A 16,404-nucleotide genomic window follows, 5' to 3' on the forward strand; every position below is an offset into this window, starting at 1 on the left:
GCATCTCCTTCGCGCCTCGGCGGCGCAGTCTCCGCATCCGTCGACGGTCGGCGTTGACCGTATTACCCTCGTTGCTCGGACGCTAGGTTCCTGGGATTTCCCGGCGGTGTCCCAAGTGTTTCACCAGTGTTACGTGCGATGTGAGGCGGGTCGCGGAGGCGGTCTCCGTCAGTCCCCGGGCACCCCCTAGGCTCACAGGGTGAGTTCCGACCGGTCGTCCTTCGACCTCCAGCTGCCCGACCACGGCCCCGGCTCGGCGGCCGGGTGGGGCCGGCGCTTCGCCGCGTTGCTGCTGGACTGGCTGGCCGGCAACCTCGTCGCGTTCATCCTCACCGGCGGCGACTCCGGGGTGTGGGACGCGCAGAGCGGGGTGTTCTGGCTGCCGCTGATCTGCTGGTACCTGCTGGTGGTGGCGTCGACCACGCTGGCGGGTGGCAGTCTCGGTCAGCTGATGCTCGGGCTGCGGGTCGCCCACCTGGGCGGACGGCGCATCAGCCCGCTGATCGCCGCGGTGCGGACGTTGATGATCGCGCTGATCATCCCGCCGCTGGTGTTCACCCGCGACGGCCGCGGCCTGCATGACCTCGCGTCCAACACGGTGGTCGTCAACGGCCGTTGAACGGCGTCGCGACGCTTGTCTCCGCGGGCTCATGCCAGCGGGTCGGTGACCCGCCCGACGAACAACGGCGTGGCGGTCTCGACGTCGTGCAGCACGAAGACGAAGGGGCGATCGACGGTCAGCTCGACGGGGCCGTCGACCGGTGCGGACCCCTGCCCCACCTCGACGGAGGTCGCGGCGGCCGCCTCGGTGCCCTCCTCGTCCACGGTGATGGTGGCCTCGTGCCGGACCTCGCCGACGGTCAGCGGAACGATGTCGGGATCCGTGCTCATGGGGGCGAAATCGGTGGTCAGCGGATCGAACGGCGCGGTCACGCCGAGGGTGGCCAGGGTGTCGGAGAGAGTCGTCGCGGTGCGCAGGCCGAACTTCGGCAGCTGGAGGTCGACCTGGGCGGTCTGCGTGTTGCCGAGCACGGCGCCGAGGAGCTCGCCGTCGAGTCGGCCCTCGACGGCCGCGAACGCGCCCGCGTCGGGCACCAGCAGCGTCATCGCCAGCTCGCGACCGGCGTACGGGATGGTGACCGCCTGCCATCCATCGCCGGCCTGGTAGGGGAACGTCGTCGCCAGGCTCATCGCCGGGGCCTGCCGCACGTCGCCGTCGATCGTGGTGAAGTCGTTCGCACCCGCATCGTGGAACGCGGTGTCCCACGGCGCCTTCGCGTAGAGCGCGTTGACGAGCACCAGCTTCGTGGCGTCGCTGAACGCGACGGGTGGGATCAGCTCGCCGATCTTGTCCTCGGTGTTGTCGGCCACCCAGCCGTTGATGGAGTCGCGCGCGGCCGCCGCGTCGGCGAAGTCGACCTGGCGCACGCCGGTGTCGTAGAAGCGGGCCAGGGTGTCCAGGAACGGCGTCTCCCACTGCGCGCCGTCCTGCGCCCAGAGCGAGTTGGCCGACGACAGCGCCACGTCGGCGCTCTCGCCGTCGGCGTTGTCGCGTTCGCCCGAGCGTGCGTCCAGGGCCTGCTCGAACGCGTTCAACGCCGGATGCAGCTGGTCCGGGCCGGTCGTGCCGAGAAGCGCGTCGAGCTGATCGGCCGACGCACCGGTCGCGCCCGCGCGCAGCATGCCCAGGGCTACCGCGATGCTCGCCGGCGAGTAGACGAGGTTGCCGTCGTCGCCGCTGGCCAGCGACGCGTACAGTTCCGCCGCCAGGGTACGCACGATGTCGCCGGCGACCTGGGCGTCGGCGACGGTCGCCTCCTCGCGCGACGCCTCTGAGCGGGCCATGTCAACGTCGCCGCCGCAACCCGAGGCCGCGACGACGACAGCGGCGACGAGCAGCACCCGCGCGGGCAGGCCGGTCCAAGATCGTCCACGCATGCTCATTGGACGCGTGGCGCGGTGATTCGGTTCGGCACCCGTGGCCGGGTCAGCGGCCCGGCATCTGGGTCCCGCGCGGGATGCGGGCGCCCTTCGGGAGCGGCCCCTTCGGGATGCCGATGGGCGTGCTGCCCAGCGCGCGCAGCCGCGCCCGCAGCTCCGTCACCTCGGCCGGGCGGATGTTCTTCGGCAGCTTGTTGAGGTGCCGGGTGAGGCGGGGGAGCGACACCTGGCCCTCCTCGCGCCCGACGATGACCTCGATGACCGGCATGTCCGGCGCGACGCGGTTGTGCCGCTTCTTCTCCTGCGCGAGCAGGTTGGCGACCCGGCCGGGGACGGCGCCCTCACCGATCAGCACGATGCCGGGCCGGCCGACGGCACGGTGGACGACGTCCTGGTGGCGGTTGGCGCCCACCATGGGGGTGGTGTCCCAGCCGCGGCGCAGGGTGCCGAGCGCGGCCGCGGCGGCGCCGGGCTGACCCTCGATCTGGGAGTACGCGGCCCGCTCGGCCCGCCGCCCGAACACGATGGCGGCGCCCAGCAGCGCGATGGGCAGGCCGAGGACGATCCACAGCCACAGCGGCCCGACGAAGATGCCGACGACGACCGCGAGCGCGATGACGCCGAGCAGGATGCCCAGGGTGATCCAGCCGACCCAGCGGTCGGACCGCCGAGCCATCTTGTAGGTCTGGCGGATCTGCGCGATGCGCCCGGTCTTCTCGGGCGTCCCCTCGTCGTCGTTGCGTGCCATGGGGAGAAGAGTACTTCCTGCCGCGCCCGCCTCCCGACCCGCCGGTGGGTGGGTGAACGCCGAGGTCGGCGAACGCGCGATCGGTAGAATCGGACACCGTGAGCAGCCGCGGCGGGACGACCCTCGACGCGGCCGCCAGGGTGTCGCGCGGTCAGCTACTGGCGCAGGCGTGGGCGCTGCTCGGACCAGGTGTCGCGCCGCTCGGCAACGCCTCCGGGCGCCCGCTGGTCCGCACGGTCCGGCTGATCCTCGATCCGCTCGTGCTGCGCCCGGTGCTCAACCCGCGGTTCGCGGGCACCACCATCGCGGCGGGCGACGCGGCGGACCTCACCGCGCGCATCTCCGCCGCCGGACCGGTTCTGACGGCCACGGCCGCCTGGTTCCTGCTGGTCAAGCAGGCCAGGCGACGGGCGGGCGTCACCGATGGCAATCCGCAGGACCGCCACTTCCAGCACTGCTACGAACTGGCCCATCAGCACGGGCACCCCGACGACGTCCCGCGTGCCGCCGAACTGGCCGACGCCGTCGTCGCCGAGGCCCGCGCCGCGACCGGGCGGGTGACGGCCGCCGCGGTGCGCGCGCACGTCGTCGATCCCGCGCACGCCGAGGAACTGGCCCGGCTGCTGGACGCGGCGTGGAGTGATCGTGAGCCTCTCGGCGCCGCGCCGGAACCGCCGAGACAGCTCGACGACCTGCTGGCGACGTGCGCCACCGCTCCGGACGAGCAGGCCTGGGCGGCGCTCGTCGACGGCCGGCACGGCAGCCGCGACGCCGCCCACCTGGAGCCGCCCGGTTCGGCCCGCGAGCATGGGCTGACCGACCGGACGAGTGTCGAGCGGCCGGGGCTCGGCGACGCCGCGTCGAAGCGGCGGCTGCCGAAGCCGTTCGACCGCTCGATCCTGGAGCGGCTGTTCGCCGGGGCCGCGACGGGTCATGCGATCGAGGGCGACGTCGCCGAGTCGGTCCGCGCCGAGATCGGCCGGTCCGCACGGCCGTGGCAGCTGGCCGGGGAGCCCGGACGCGTCGTCCTGGCGCTGGGCCGCGCCGCCGCCCCGGCGCTCGACGACTCCGACGTCCGCCGGGCGGCCGATGACGCGCGGTCCCGGCTCCGGTCGCGCTGGCGGCGCGAGGCGTACGTGCATCGGGTGCTGCGGCTGCCGCAGGCCGAGGCCGCCGTCGTCCCGGACGAGCTGCGCGCCGAGGTCCGTGGCGTCCGGGCCGTCTACCTGCGTCGCCTCTGGGTCCGGCTGCACGGCCGCGAACTGCGTGGCCAGGATGTCGATTCCGGGTTGTGCTGGGACCTGCTCGACGGTGTGCTGCGCTCGGTGATCCTCGACCAGCGCGACCGGCTGCGGTCGGCGCTGTCACGTGCGGCCACGGAGACGCGGTCGTGATCGTCACCCGGGCCGCAGACGGCGTGACGGTCGGGCCGGCACCGCGCCACCCGGAGCGGACGGCCTTGGCCGAGGCCGCCGGCGCCCTGCTGACCTGGGACGTCGTCGACCCCGCGGCACTGCCGTCCGCGACGATCCACGACGTCGGCCGTGCCGCCGGCTGGCTCTGGGAGCTCTACGGTGCCGACGTCGCCGCGGCGGTCCCGGCCGCGACGCAGGCCGGTGCCGACGTCGCGGCCGCGCCCGCCGACCAGCGGATCGTCGAGGCCGTCCGCACTCTCGCGCACCTCGCCTGGGCCGAGGCGTGGTGGCCCGCGTCGGCGCTCGCCGGGGTGCCGGCGCTGGATCAGGACCTGCTGCGGGCCGAGCGCGCGGTCGCGGCCGCGGCGGTCGAGCACCTGCTCGACGACGACGAAGCGGTCGAGCGGGCCCTCGCCGCCGCCGCGATGCCGCACCAGCACCCCGAGCTGGCGGCCGAGCTGGCCGCCGTCGCGGAGGACTACGGCGTCGCGCTGCCCGCCGCGGCCGGCACGCCGGGCCGGGCCGGGCTCGCACTCGCGGCCGGTGGCCGCGGCGACGGCGCCGGTGTGCTGGTGGCGCGAGGGTCGACGCAGGTCAGCTGGGCGGCGGTCCCGCCGGGTGTTGTCGACGCGGCTGCCGAGGCGGGTTGGACCATCCGCCGCACCGGCGACCACACCGTCGTGGACGTCTCGGTGCCGGCCGCGCCCGACCCGCGGGCGCGCACCGCAACGCTGCGGGCCCGGTTCGGCCCGGTCGAGGTGCCGCTCGAGCCGGTCCGCGACGACCGGTTCACCGGGACCGCTCCGATCCCGGCGGCCGCGTTGCTGCTGCCGGCCGCCGAGTGGGCCGCGGTCGTCTACGCACCCGCCGTGGCCGACGCACCCGATCAGGTCCACCCGGAGGACGCCGCCCGACGGACGGCGATCGTCGCCGCCGCCCGGGCCCGGCTGAGCGCGACGCACGCCACGCGCACCGAGCGCGCGGCCGGCCAGGCGGCACCGTGACCGGCCAGGACACCCGGGTCGGTCTCCGCCCGGCCGCGCCCTACGGCCCGCGGTGGCAGGCTCTCGGCCGCCGTCTCGACGACGCCGCGGCCGAGCTGGCCGCCGGCCGTGTCGCGGGGGCCGAGGCGATCCTCGCCGAGCTGCGCCACGCGACCGAGGGGTGCGACGACGGCGAGGGCCGCGACCTGCGCGCCCGGGCGCTGCACCTGCTGGCGATGGCCGCGGACGACCGCGGCGATCTCGCCGCCGCGCTGACCCTGGCCGACGAGAGCCTCGCCGTGGGCGGCGCCACCACCCGGGCCGCCACGCTGGTCAACCGGGCGCAGACACTGGAGCGCCTGGGCCGGAGCACGGACGCGTTGCGCGACCTCGACGCCGCCGCGGCCGCCGCCGACCCGACCGGCGAACCTCCGGCCGTGCTCGTCTTCGCGCTGCACAACAGCCGTGGCGTCTCGTTGCTGAGCCTGGGCCGGGCCCAGGAGGCCGAGGCGGCGCTGCACCATGCGCTCGCCGTCGCCCAGGAGCGCGAGCCGGGCCTCGCCGGGCACGCGCACGCCAACCTCGCGGCGCTGGCCACCCGCCTCGGCGATGACGACGCCGCCGCCCAGCAGCTCGGCCTGGCCGCCGAGCTGCACTCGCTGACCGGCGACGCCGCCGCCCATGCCCTCGCGCGGGAGAACCTGGCCCGGCAGGCGCTGCGCCGCGGCGACCTCGCCGCGGCCGAGGGCGGCTTCACCGCGGCGCAGGAGGCGTACCAGCGGCTCGGCCGCATCCTCGACGTCGCCGGCTGCCAGGTCGGGCGTGCGGCGGTCGCGCTGCGCCGCGGGCGGCCGGGCGCCGCACAGCGGTGGCTGTCCGCCGCCGTCACGGTGCTGTCCGACGCCGGCGACGCCGCGCAGCTGACCGAGTGCCTGCTGCTGCAGGGCGATCTCACGACCGTCGTCCAGGGCTTCGCCGCGGGCGAGGGGGTCTATCTGGCCGCCCGCGAGCGGTGCGAACGGCTGAGCCTGCGGCACGAGGTGGCCCGCGTCGACGTCCGCCGGGCGATGATCGTCGCCGCCTCCACTCGCATCACACCGCGCCGGAAGGAGCGCACCCGGCGCCGCGAGGCCGCGCTGGGGCTTGCGCTGCCCGCCGCGCTCGCCACCGACGCGATCCGGTACGGCTTCGCGGCCGGCCCGGTGCGCGAGCGATGGGCCGGCACCGTCGCCGCGCCCGCGCTGACGCTGGCGTTCGAGCTGGTCACCAAGCTGGGATGGACGCAGCTCGCGTTCGAACTGGTCGAACACGCGGCCGCGTCGGCCACTCTGACGCCATCCGCCGAGTCGCACCGGCTGCTCGACGCCGACGATGCGTTCGCCGAGCACGCGTGGGCCGCGCTCACCGACGCCGCGACCGAGGGCCCCGGCTTCGTCGCGCCGGACCCTGACCGGCTGGCACTGCCGCCTCGCCTGCGGATGCTGCCGTCCGGCGGCGGGGTGCTGGACGGGTTCATCGACGCCGCCGAGGAACGCTACGGGTTCCCGGTGCGCTCCGCCGAGGTGGTGCCGGCATGGTGAGGCTGCGCCGCCGTCCCGCCGTCGACCTGCGGGTCCTCGACGGTCTCGACAACGCCGCGCGGCCGGTGGTGCAGGTGAAGCTGGTCGATGCGGGCGACCTGTACGTGTCGTGGCGTTGGGAGCATGCGCCCGGCGAGCCGCGGGTCATGGCGCTCGATCGGGGGCGGCTCCGGCCCGGCCTCGACGATCTCGCGCGGGCGCTGCCGTCGCCGCTGCCCGGCGAGGATCCGGAGGGCGCACTCGGCCGCGCCCTGGGCGGCGCGCTGCTCGACCGCGAGCGCGAGCACGCGCTGACGACCCGGCTGGCGCAGACGCTGCTGCCGTTCCACCTGACGGCCGAGCTGAACGAGCTGGGTGCCCGCGGCGCGCGCCCGCACCTGCGGATCCAGCCGTCGCCGTCGACCGCCCAGGTGCCGTGGGAGGCGCTGCCCGGCGACGCGGGGGAGCGCTTCGCCGACCTCGTTGACGTGTCCGTGCTGACCCCGGCGACGGTGCGCAACGCGACCGGCCGGCGGGTCGCGCCGTGGGATCGCGCCGGCCCGGTAGCCGCGGCGCTGGACCCACGCGTCCCGGGTGTCCCGGACGGCTCCGCGCTCGGCTCGGTGCTCGGCCCGGTCGAGTCCGGCTCCGCGCTGGCCGCGATGGCCGCCGCGCTCGGCCCGCGGCTGCGCCCGTCCGCCGCGACGGTGTCGGACGCGTTCCGGCGCGGCGACCTCGACCGCGACCTGCTGGAGGCCGAGCTCGCCACCGCTGCCCGGTTCCTCTACGTCGGGCACGTGACGACGGCCGAGCACGGGCTCGGCGCCGCGCTGCACCTGTCCTGTCCGGCGTCGGCATCCGGCCGGGCGGCGCCGATCGGCGCGCACCGGCCGCTCACCGCCGCGGATCTCGCGTTCGGGCACCGGACGGACGCACCCCGGCCGTGGCGGCTGCCGAACCGGGTCGCGATGATCGCCTGCGAGAGCGGTGGCGACGCCCGGTTCGCCGAGCCGTCCGGGCTGGTGACGGCGATGGTGCAGACCGGGGCCGAGTACGTGACGGCCGCGCGCTGGGCGCTGCCGACCGACGCCGCCCTCCCCGGCGGCGGCCTGGCCGGCGCCGTCGTCGCGGTGAACGACGCGCACGAGGCGGCCGATCCGGTCGCGGCCCTGGCCGCCTGGCAACGCGACCGCGCCGCCCGCTGGTGGCGGAGCGGCGACCCGTCCTGTTCTCCGCTGTTCTGGGGCGCCTTCTCGACGGCGTACGCGCCCACGCCGACGCCCCGGCCGAACCCGTGATCGGTAGGCACGGCGCGCCTGACAACGTCGGGCTCATGGCCGACTCCGAATACTCCGACGTCGTGTTCTCCGTCCACGACACCGGCGACCACGTCGTGCGGGAACGGCCGCGCGGCGGCGCCGGAGCCTGGACGTTGCTCGTCCTCGCCGGCCTGGTCCTGCTGGCCACCGTCCCGGTCGCGCTCGTGGTGCTCTTCGTGCTGATCGCAAGGGGGCACGGGTTCGGCTACGTCGCCCTGCGCGCCGGGCCACCGATCGTGGTCGTGCTGGCCGCGGCGCTCGTCGTCAACGCGCTCGGTGAGCGGCTGACCGGCCGGCCGAGTGTCGGGACGCGGATGATGCTGGGCATCGGCCTGCTGGGGTTCGGCGCCACGCTCACGGCGCCGCTCGGGTACGCCTGGTCCGACCACGGCTCGAACCTCCCGGTGCTGATCGCCGCCGCCATCCCGGGTTCGGTCGCGCTCGCCGGGGTGATCCTGATCGGCCGCGCGATCGTGCTGACGCGGGGCGCGCTGCGCAGGCAGGAGCGCATGCGCGAGCTGCGGGCCCGCGGACGACGCGTCGACGGCGTCCTGGAGTCGGTGCGGTTCCTGAAGACCTGGGCGGGAGGGGCGCAGCCGGAGTTCGAGGTCGTCACCGGCTATGCGGGGGAGCGGCGGGTGACGGCCCGGCTGGTGACCGAGCCCGAGCGGGTGCCGTTGCCGGGAGCCCGGCTCTGGGTGCACACCGACCCCGTCGCTCCCGACGACACCGACGTGCTGGTCGAGCTGGACGCCACCGTGCCGGTCGAGTTCGACCCGCGAGTCGAGGAGTACCGCCGGCCCTCGGGCGACGGCGGGGGAGGGGGTGGTGGATGAGGCGCCGGTTGCTCGTCATCCTCGCGCTGGTCGTCGCCGCTGCGGGCGCCGGTGTCGCCGCCCTCGCCGCCGGCGGGGTGGACGGCCCCACCCGGCCGTCGCTGGACCTCGCGGTCACCACCGTCGACGGCCGGGACGTCGCCGTCGTCGCGTACGAGCACGAGGCGGGCGGGGCGATGGGCCGGATCCTGTGGGCCTTCTCGCGGGAGGTCACCATCCGGGTCGCGGCCATCGATCTCGGCACCGGCGAGCACCTCTGGGACCGTGAGATCTCCACCGCCTACCCGGGCATCGAGGCCGGCGTGCTGGCCGCCGGCGACGGGTACGCGTACGTCACCACCGACGACGGCCTGGTGATCGTCGACCTGGACGACGGCGGCGTCGTGGCCCGCGACGACGGCATCGACGGCCTCGGTGCGGCCTACCTGGCCTCGCTCACCGCGTACGACTACGACGCCGCCACGAACGCCGTCGTCACCCTGACGTCGGGCGGCGAGGTGCTCGCGGTACCGGTCGGGACGACGACGGCCGAGCCGGCCGGCGCCGACGCCGTCACCCGCTGGCGCGATGTTCTGAACACCGGCACCGTCCGCGACCTGTACGGCAACCAGCCAGGCACGACGTCGAAGAGCGCCCTCGCGGCGGACGGCAGCTCGATCGACCTCAACACCTGGGCCACCCGGACCGACTTCTACCTGCTCGACACCGGCGCCGACCGCTACGGCGTCGCGGCCGGGTCCGGGTTCCTCGTCCTGGAGGCGCTGGAGCACCCGCACTCGAGGTTGTCGATCGTCGACCCGGAGACGTACGAACCGGCGCACACCTATCGGCTGCCCGGGACGCTGCGGCAGGTGGTGAACGCGCCCGGCGACCGGGTGCTGATCCTCACCGAGAACGACGAGTACACCGGGCTGCTCGTGGTCGCGACCGCCGGCGGCTTCACCGAGTTCGTGGTCGGCGCGCCCGGGATGCGGTGGTTCTGATGCGCCGGCGCCTGGGTGCGGCCGCGATGGCCGTGATGATCGTCGTGCTCGTCCTCGGCGCGTACGTCGTGCCCGGCTTCGTGATCCGGACCACCGCGTCCATCGCCGGTCCGCCGTTCCTCACCACCATCGACGGGCGCGCCGTCGCGCTGGTCGGCTACGACGACGACGGCATGCCCGGCCTGCGCCCCGGCGGCCTGTCCTCGGGCGTCCTGGCCATCGACGTCGCGACCGGCGACACGGTGTGGGATGCGAAGCTGCCGGACGCGACCTGGGAGCCGGTCGTCGTCGCGGCCGGTGAGCGGTACGTGTACGTGCGGCACACGTTCGGTGTGGCGATCATCGAACTGGACGACGGCGACACCGTGGCGCGCGACGAGGACGTCGACGGGCTCGGCGACGAGGTGCCGCACGGCCGCTGGGACAACTACGTGTACGACCCGCGACGCGAGGCCGTGCTGTTCGCGACCGATGAGGGCGAGACCCGTCAGTTCCCACTCGACGAGGTCGCCGCGGTCGCCGCCGACGACGCCACCCAGGACACGTGGGGGTGCCAGCTCGGCCGCGAAGGAGGGGCCGCGCCCATCACCTACGACGTGACCCGTGCGGTGACCGAGACCCGTGACGTCGGGCTGGTGCCGCCGGACGGCACGCCGGCCGGTCTGGCGACCACGCGGCTGCACGTCGTCGAGGACGGGGTGCGGCGCGAGCTGTCGCCGGTCGACTTCCACGACGCCGGGCTGGTCCAGGAGGTCGTTCCGCGGCTGCCGCCGGAGCGGGCCTGCGCCGGTGTCGACTGGCCGTACGACATCGTCGAACCCGGCGAGGAGGCGGTCCTGACGACCGCGGGCCTCGCCGGCGGGCACGTCGTCGTCCAGAGCAGCGCCGGCCCCAACGACGAGGAGAGCCGGCGGCTCACCGTGGTCGACGTGCGGACCGGCGCCATCACCGCCACCCTCGACGTGCGCGGCGGCGTCGCTGTGGCCTCCACCGCCCCGTCCGGCGAGGTCGTGCTGGTCGTCGAGGCCGACTGGGAAGGACCGTTCGGCTCGCCTGGCGGCCCGTGGCCGACCGACCACGTGGTGATCGTCGGTACCGACGGCGCCGTCCGCGACATCGTCGTGGCGGAGAAGGGCTGGTTCGGGCTCTGAGAGGCTCGGCGGTCGTACTGGGAGTCGAACGTGTTCAGCGCCAGAGCCGGCTGGAATCTTGCCAGTGCTCACGGGCACCCAGATGTGTCAGCGGCACGGCCCGAACCGTAGGGAACGACGTCACCACGGCAGATAGAAGAGTGGTTCGACCGAGCCGAATTCGATGCCGTCGTCGGCGGTCTCGGGCAGCAGGACCAGACACTGGCTGATGGCCGTGGCACGGAGGAGGTAGCCGCCCTCCGCCTCGGGGCCGAACAGCTCGGTGGCCGGCAGCACTCGGCGGCTGCCGAAACGCTCGCGCACGGCCTTCGTCGCGTCGCCGTCGTGCCGCAGTCCGTCCAGCCAGTCGTGGAAGGCGGCGAACAGCCGTCCCGCCTGGGCGTCGCCGACCCGGGTCTCGACGGCGATCCTGGACGGGTCGGTGCCCTCGTGGGCCTCCAACCGCAGGGTGCTCAGGAACGTCTGGACCATGGTGCCGTCGCGGTTGATCCGGACGAACAGCTCCCTCAGGTAGCGCGGGTGGTCGCGCTTGCCGCGCACGTAACGCGATCAGCCCCAGCCAGCCCGGCACCGTGTCGTCGAACGGGTCGAGTGGCCGCTGATAGCGCATCAGGTGCAGGCCCACGGCGACGCAGAACACGCCGCCGATGCCGTACAGCACCGGCATCGCCAGGTACTCGCCACGCCGCGGCAGCAGCCGGGTGAAGGTCTCGAAATCGGACAGGTCGGGCGGGTGCGGGCGCCGTGCCGACGGGGCCGGGCCGTCGGTCGATGCTCGCCGCCAGGCCGCCGCCGGGTCGCCGGGCCAGGGTTGCTGCGTCATGCCGGCAGCGTCGCGCCCCCTGGCGGCGCCTACCGATCACGGGTCAGTGTGCGGCGCGGGCCTCCATGGCCTGCCGGTACAGCCGCCCGGCGCGGTACGACGAGCGCACCAGCGGCCCGGACATGACGCCGGCGAAGCCGAGCTCCTCGGCCTCGGCCTGCAGCTCGACGAACTCCTCGGGCTTCACCCAGCGCTCGATCGGGTGGTGGCGGACGGACGGGCGCAGGTACTGCGTGATGGTGATGAGGTCGCAGCCGGCGCCCTGGAGGTCGGCCAGCGCCTGGGAGATCTCCTCGCGGGTCTCGCCCATGCCGAGGATGAGGTTGGACTTGGTGATCATGCCGGCCGCGCGGGCGATGGAGATGACGTCGAGCGAGCGCTCGTACCGGAACGCCGGGCGGATGCGCTTGAAGATGCGCGGCACGGTCTCGACGTTGTGTGCGAACACCTGCGGCTCGGCGTCGAAGACCTGCTGCAGGAGGTCGGCCTTGCCGGAGAAGTCGGGCGTGAGGATCTCGACCCCGGTGTTCGGGTTGAACTTGTGGATCTCGCGGATGGTCTCGGCGTACAGCCAGGCGCCCTCGTCGGGGAGGTCGTCGCGGGTGACGCCGGTGACCGTGGCGTAGCGAAGCCCCATGGCCTGGACCGACTCGGCGACCCGGCGTGGCTCGTCGCGGTCGAGATCGTCGGGCTTGCCGGTGTCGATGAGGCAGAAGTCGCAGCGTCGGGTGCAGTGGTCGCCGCCGATGAGGAACGTCGCCTCGCGGTCTTCCCAGCACTCGAAGATGTTGGGACAGCCGGCCTCCTGGCAGACCGTGTGCAGGCCCTCGCGTTTCACCAGCGACTGCAGCTCGCGGTACTCCGGGCCCATGGTCGCCTTCGTCTTGATCCAGGAAGGCTTCTTCTCGATCGGCGTCTCGGCGTTGCGCACCTCGAGGCGCAGCAGCCGACGTCCCTCCGGCGCGACAGTCACCCCTTCACCCTACGTCTGCGGCTGCAGCGCGAGGAGCTCGTCGAGGTGACGTTCGACATACGGCAGCACCTCGGCGACGGTGACCTGGCGGCCCAGTTCGCGCGACAGCGTCGTGGCGCTCGCGTCGCGGATGCCACAGGCGATGATGCGGTCGTACCAGCCGAGGTCGTTGTCGCAGTTGAGCGAGAACCCGTGCATGGTCACGCCCTTCGCCACCCGCAGGCCGACGGCGCCGATCTTGCGGTCGGGCCGGCCGTCGCCGGGCTGGATCCACACGCCGCTGCGGCCGTCGTTCTCGACCCGGACGGCGTCGACGCCGAGGTCGTGGCAGACGTCGAGCATGAGCTGCTCGACCCGGCGGACGTAGCCGATGACGTCGTACGGCTCCGGCAGCGCGAGGATCGGGTAGCCGACGATCTGACCCGGCCCGTGCCAGGTGATCTTGCCGCCGCGGTCGACGTCGATGACCGGCGCGCCGGCATCCAGCAGCGGTCGTTCGTCGGGCGTGGTGCGCTTGCCCGCGGTGTAGACCGCCTCGTGTTCCAGCAGGACGATGGTGTCGCCGATCTCGCCGGCCACCCGTGCGGCGTGCAGGCGCCGCTGCTCGTCCCAAGCCTCCTGATACGGCACGAACCCGTCGTGCCGGATGATCCGTAGCTCGCCCACGGACGTCGAGCCTACGCCCGCCGGGAAGGCTCGCGGCAACCGCGCGGTTGGCACCTGTCGTGACCTCCCTTACGCCGAGCGGCAGCGCCACTGCCGAGGCCCGCTTCCGCGGAGTCCCCCTGTCCGTCCTCGACCTCGCGCCCGTCGTGAGCGGGTCGACGCCGTCCGCGGCGCTCGCGCAGACCCTGGAGCTGGCCCGGCACGTCGATGACCTCGGCTTCCGGCGCTACTGGCTGGCCGAGCACCACAACATGCCGGGCATCGCCAGCTCCGCCCCGCCGATCCTCATCGGGGCGGTGGCCGCCGCGACGACGTCGATCCGGGTCGGCTCCGGCGGGGTCATGCTGCCCAACCACATGCCGCTCGTGGTCGCCGAGCAGTTCGGCACGCTCGAGGCACTGCATCCCGGCCGCATCGACCTCGGCATCGGCCGGGCGCCGGGCACCGACGGGCTGACGGCGCACGCGCTGCGCGGCAACAGCGACCCGCGGCTGGTCGAGGAGTTCCCGCAGCACCTGGCCCACGTCCGGGCGTTCTTCTCGGGGGAGTGGCCGGACGGGCACCCGTACGCCGGCATCACCGCGACACCGGGGCACGGCGCGAACGTCCCGGTCTGGCTCCTGGGGTCCAGCGACTACAGCGCCCGGGCCGCGGCGGCGCTCGGGCTGCCGTTCTCGTTCGCCCACCACTTCAGCTCGACGAACACGGTCCCCGCGCTGACGCTGTACCGCGACGGGTTCCAGCCGTCGGCCGAGTTCGCAGCGCCGTACGCCATGGTCGCCGTCAGCGTCGTGCTGGCCGACGACGACGAGCGCGCGCAGTGGCTGGCCGGGCCGATGAAGCTGTCGATGGCGCGACTGCGGTCGGGGCGGCCCGGACCGTTGCCGACGCCGGAGGAGGCCGCGGCGTACGAGTTCGCCCCGGCCGAACTGGAGCTGCTGGCGCCGTTCCTCGGCGGCCAGATCGCGGGCGGTCCGGACACCGTCCGCCGCGAACTGGAAGCGCTCCTGGACCGCACCGCCGCCGACGAGTTGATGGTGGTCACGACGGTGTCCCCGCACGCCGACCGGCTGCGCTCGTACGACCTGCTGGCGGGTCTGCTGCCCTGACCGTCTCCTCGACGCGCCCACCCACAGTGACGAATCGGCGTGCCCCGAAAGGCCTCGGCCGTTACGTTGAAACGCGTCATTTCTGTGGGTGAAGAGAGGAGAAGTGCCCATTCGGGTACGCCATTCACGTGACTTCTGATCGAAAAACGACGACAACCGCCCGCGAGGCCGGTGTCCACGGCCCCGATCCCGACACACCCGCCGCCGCGGAGAGACGGCCGACCGACAAGGTGGTCTTCGGCGTCGCCGGCGGCATCGTGCTCGCCTTCGTGATCTGGGGACTCGCCAACACGGACTCGCTGGCCAGCGCCTCCTCGGAGGCGCTCGCGTGGGTCACGCACAACGCCGGCTGGGCGTTCGCGCTGACGGCCACCGGGTTCGTCGTCTTCATCCTCTGGGTGGCGTTCAGCCGGTACGGACGCATTCCGCTCGGCGCCGACGACGAACGGCCCGAATTCCGAACGTCGTCGTGGATCGCGATGATGTTCAGCGCCGGTATGGGCATCGGGCTGATGTTCTTCGGCGTGAACGAGCCACTGACGTTCTTCACCACCGACCCCGTACCGGGGACCGGTGAGCCGGAGAGCATCGAGGCGATGAACACGGCGATGGCCACGACGCTGTTCCACTGGACGCTGCACCCGTGGGCCATCTACGCCGTCGTCGGCCTGGCCATCGCCTATGGCACGTTCCGGCGCGGCCGCAGCCAGCTGATCAGCTCGGTGTTCACGCCGCTGCTGGGCCGGCGCCGGGTCGAGGGTGGGTTCGGGCGGGCGATCAACGTGTTCGCGATCTTCGCCACCGTGTTCGGGACGGCCGCCTCGCTGGGTCTGGGCGCGCTGCAGATCGGCAGCGGCCTGCAGGAGGTCGGCTGGCTGAACGACGTCAGCACCGGGCTGCTGGTGGCCATCATCGCCGTGCTGACGTTCGCGTTCGTCGCCTCGGCGGTGTCGGGCATCGAACGCGGCATCCAGTGGCTGTCCAACACGAACATGGTGCTGGCCACGGTTCTGGCCTTCTTCGTCTTCGTCGCGGGCCCGACGATCTTCGTCCTCAACCTCATCCCGACCGCGATCGGCGACTACTTCGCCGACCTCGCCGAGATGGCCGCCCGCACCGAGGCCAGCGGTGGCGAGGCGATGCAGGCGTGGGTGTCCGGCTGGACGATCTTCTACTGGGCGTGGTGGATGTCGTGGACCCCGTTCGTCGGGATGTTCATCGCCCGCATCAGCCGCGGCCGCACCATCCGGCAGTTCGTCGTCGGCGTCCTGCTGGTGCCGAGTGCCGTCAGCGTGGTCTGGTTCTGCATCTTCGGCGGCACCGCCATCGACCTGCAGCGCGACGGCGCGGACATCGCCGGGACGGCGGAGAATCCGTCCGGCCAGGAGGAACAGCTGTTCTCGGTGCTGCAGCACCTGCCACTCACGACGATCGCCAGCGTGCTGGTCATGCTGCTGGTGGCGATCTTCTTCGTGTCCGGCGCCGACGCCGCGTCCATCGTCACCGGCACGCTCTCACAGCGCGGGTCGATCGAGCCGTCGAGGCGCGTGGTGGTCTTCTGGGGCCTGCTCATGGGCGCCGTGGCCGCGATCATGCTGATGATCGGCGAGGGCGGTGCGACCGCCTTGGAAGGCCTGGAGAACATCACCATCCTGGCCGGAGCGCCGTTCATGCTGGTGATGGTCGGCGTCTGTGTGGCCTTGGCCAAGGACCTCCGCAGCGATCCGCTGATGCTGCGCGAGGACCGCGGCGTCGAAGCGGTCGAGCAGGCCGTCGACTACGGCCTCGATCACTACGACGGCGAGTTCCACCTGCGGGTGGGCGCCACGAACGGCGACGCTCCGGCGGAGGAGACCGGGCCGCCTGAGGATCCCGGCCGGCGGCGCTGAGCCGGCCTC

At 73.7% G+C, this 16,404-nt stretch carries 15 protein-coding genes; 10 read left to right on the top strand and 5 right to left on the bottom strand.

Annotated features, from left to right (window positions below; translation table 11 throughout):
* Nucleotides 1-199 precede the first annotated feature (199 nt).
* Nucleotides 200-619: an RDD family protein gene (locus tag DZA62_RS18835; RefSeq protein ID WP_116950451.1), complete on the top strand. Its 420-nt coding sequence runs from the start codon at nucleotides 200-202 to the stop codon at nucleotides 617-619.
* 29 nt (nucleotides 620-648) lie between these two features.
* Here DZA62_RS18835 and DZA62_RS18840 read toward each other — a convergent pair whose 3' ends face one another.
* Nucleotides 649-1,938: a serpin family protein gene (locus DZA62_RS18840; RefSeq protein WP_157987762.1), complete on the bottom strand. Its 1,290-nt coding sequence runs from the start codon at nucleotides 1,936-1,938 to the stop codon at nucleotides 649-651.
* A 49-nt stretch (nucleotides 1,939-1,987) separates the two neighbouring features.
* Nucleotides 1,988-2,689 (bottom strand): DUF4191 domain-containing protein, encoded by a 702-nt coding sequence (locus DZA62_RS18845; protein ID WP_116950453.1) that lies wholly within the window; start codon nucleotides 2,687-2,689, stop codon nucleotides 1,988-1,990.
* A 98-nt stretch (nucleotides 2,690-2,787) separates the two neighbouring features.
* On the opposite strand from DZA62_RS18845, the gene DZA62_RS18850 reads away from it, so the two are divergent.
* From DZA62_RS18850 to DZA62_RS18880, 7 genes are read left to right on the top strand one after another with little or no spacing between them, the layout of a single operon-like run.
* Entirely contained in the window at nucleotides 2,788-4,083 is a 1,296-nt protein-coding gene (locus DZA62_RS18850) for a hypothetical protein (protein ID WP_116950454.1), read from the top strand.
* On the top strand, nucleotides 4,080-5,108 hold the full coding sequence (locus DZA62_RS18855; protein ID WP_116950455.1) for a hypothetical protein: 1,029 nt from the start codon (nucleotides 4,080-4,082) through the stop codon (nucleotides 5,106-5,108). Before DZA62_RS18850 ends, DZA62_RS18855 begins: the two co-directional genes overlap by 4 nt.
* The gene (locus DZA62_RS18860) at nucleotides 5,105-6,667 is read left to right on the top strand and encodes a hypothetical protein (protein WP_116950456.1); all 1,563 of its coding nucleotides are present in this window, start codon (nucleotides 5,105-5,107) and stop codon (nucleotides 6,665-6,667) included. Before DZA62_RS18855 ends, DZA62_RS18860 begins: the two co-directional genes overlap by 4 nt.
* Nucleotides 6,661-7,944: a CHAT domain-containing protein gene (locus DZA62_RS18865; RefSeq protein ID WP_116950457.1), complete on the top strand. Its 1,284-nt coding sequence runs from the start codon at nucleotides 6,661-6,663 to the stop codon at nucleotides 7,942-7,944. Before DZA62_RS18860 ends, DZA62_RS18865 begins: the two co-directional genes overlap by 7 nt.
* 35 nt (nucleotides 7,945-7,979) lie before the next feature.
* Entirely contained in the window at nucleotides 7,980-8,801 is an 822-nt protein-coding gene (locus DZA62_RS18870; RefSeq protein WP_116950458.1) for a hypothetical protein, read from the top strand.
* A complete protein-coding gene (locus DZA62_RS18875; protein WP_157987763.1) occupies nucleotides 8,798-9,784 on the top strand; it encodes a PA2928 family protein in 987 nt (328 codons plus the stop codon). The genes DZA62_RS18870 and DZA62_RS18875 overlap by 4 nt, the downstream gene beginning before the upstream one ends.
* The gene (locus DZA62_RS18880) at nucleotides 9,784-10,935 is read left to right on the top strand and encodes a PA2928 family protein (RefSeq protein ID WP_116950460.1); all 1,152 of its coding nucleotides are present in this window, start codon (nucleotides 9,784-9,786) and stop codon (nucleotides 10,933-10,935) included. The genes DZA62_RS18875 and DZA62_RS18880 overlap by 1 nt, the downstream gene beginning before the upstream one ends.
* Before the next feature lie 120 nt (nucleotides 10,936-11,055).
* On the opposite strand, the gene DZA62_RS18885 is transcribed toward DZA62_RS18880, so the two are convergent.
* From DZA62_RS18885 to lipB, 3 genes are all read right to left on the bottom strand, one after another.
* Entirely contained in the window at nucleotides 11,056-11,475 is a 420-nt protein-coding gene (locus tag DZA62_RS18885; protein ID WP_116950461.1) for a hypothetical protein, read from the bottom strand.
* A 326-nt stretch (nucleotides 11,476-11,801) separates the two neighbouring features.
* Nucleotides 11,802-12,731, bottom strand: a complete 930-nt coding sequence (lipA, locus tag DZA62_RS18890; protein WP_116950462.1) for a lipoyl synthase — start codon at nucleotides 12,729-12,731, stop codon at nucleotides 11,802-11,804.
* Nucleotides 12,732-12,740: 9 nt separating this feature from the next.
* Nucleotides 12,741-13,397 carry a lipoyl(octanoyl) transferase LipB gene (lipB, locus tag DZA62_RS18895; protein WP_116950463.1) on the bottom strand — a complete coding sequence of 219 codons (657 nt, stop codon included), beginning with the start codon at nucleotides 13,395-13,397 and terminating at the stop codon, nucleotides 12,741-12,743.
* Between the two features lie 59 nt (nucleotides 13,398-13,456).
* Between lipB and DZA62_RS18900 the strand changes: the two genes are divergently transcribed.
* Both DZA62_RS18900 and DZA62_RS18905 read left to right on the top strand, forming a co-directional pair.
* Nucleotides 13,457-14,506: an LLM class flavin-dependent oxidoreductase gene (locus DZA62_RS18900; RefSeq protein ID WP_116950464.1), complete on the top strand. Its 1,050-nt coding sequence runs from the start codon at nucleotides 13,457-13,459 to the stop codon at nucleotides 14,504-14,506.
* Between the two features lie 128 nt (nucleotides 14,507-14,634).
* Nucleotides 14,635-16,395, top strand: coding sequence for a BCCT family transporter (locus DZA62_RS18905; protein ID WP_116950465.1), 1,761 nt, complete (start codon nucleotides 14,635-14,637; stop codon nucleotides 16,393-16,395).
* Nucleotides 16,396-16,404: the final 9 nt, after the last annotated feature.

This window comes from Jiangella endophytica, assembly GCF_003427025.1.
In the GTDB taxonomy this organism is placed as follows: domain Bacteria; phylum Actinomycetota; class Actinomycetes; order Jiangellales; family Jiangellaceae; genus Jiangella; species Jiangella endophytica.

Bases quoted from the DNA above. Each gene is read 5' to 3' on its own strand.
- DZA62_RS18840 (WP_157987762.1), bottom strand. From the start codon at position 1,938: ATGCGTGGACGATCTTGGACCGGCCTGCCCGCGCGGGTGCTGCTCGTC.
- DZA62_RS18845 (WP_116950453.1), bottom strand. From the start codon at position 2,689: ATGGCACGCAACGACGACGAGGGGACGCCCGAGAAGACCGGGCGCATC.
- DZA62_RS18865 (WP_116950457.1), top strand. From the start codon at position 6,661: ATGGTGAGGCTGCGCCGCCGTCCCGCCGTCGACCTGCGGGTCCTCGAC.
- DZA62_RS18870 (WP_116950458.1), top strand. From the start codon at position 7,980: ATGGCCGACTCCGAATACTCCGACGTCGTGTTCTCCGTCCACGACACC.
- DZA62_RS18875 (WP_157987763.1), top strand. From the start codon at position 8,798: ATGAGGCGCCGGTTGCTCGTCATCCTCGCGCTGGTCGTCGCCGCTGCG.
- DZA62_RS18880 (WP_116950460.1), top strand. From the start codon at position 9,784: ATGCGCCGGCGCCTGGGTGCGGCCGCGATGGCCGTGATGATCGTCGTG.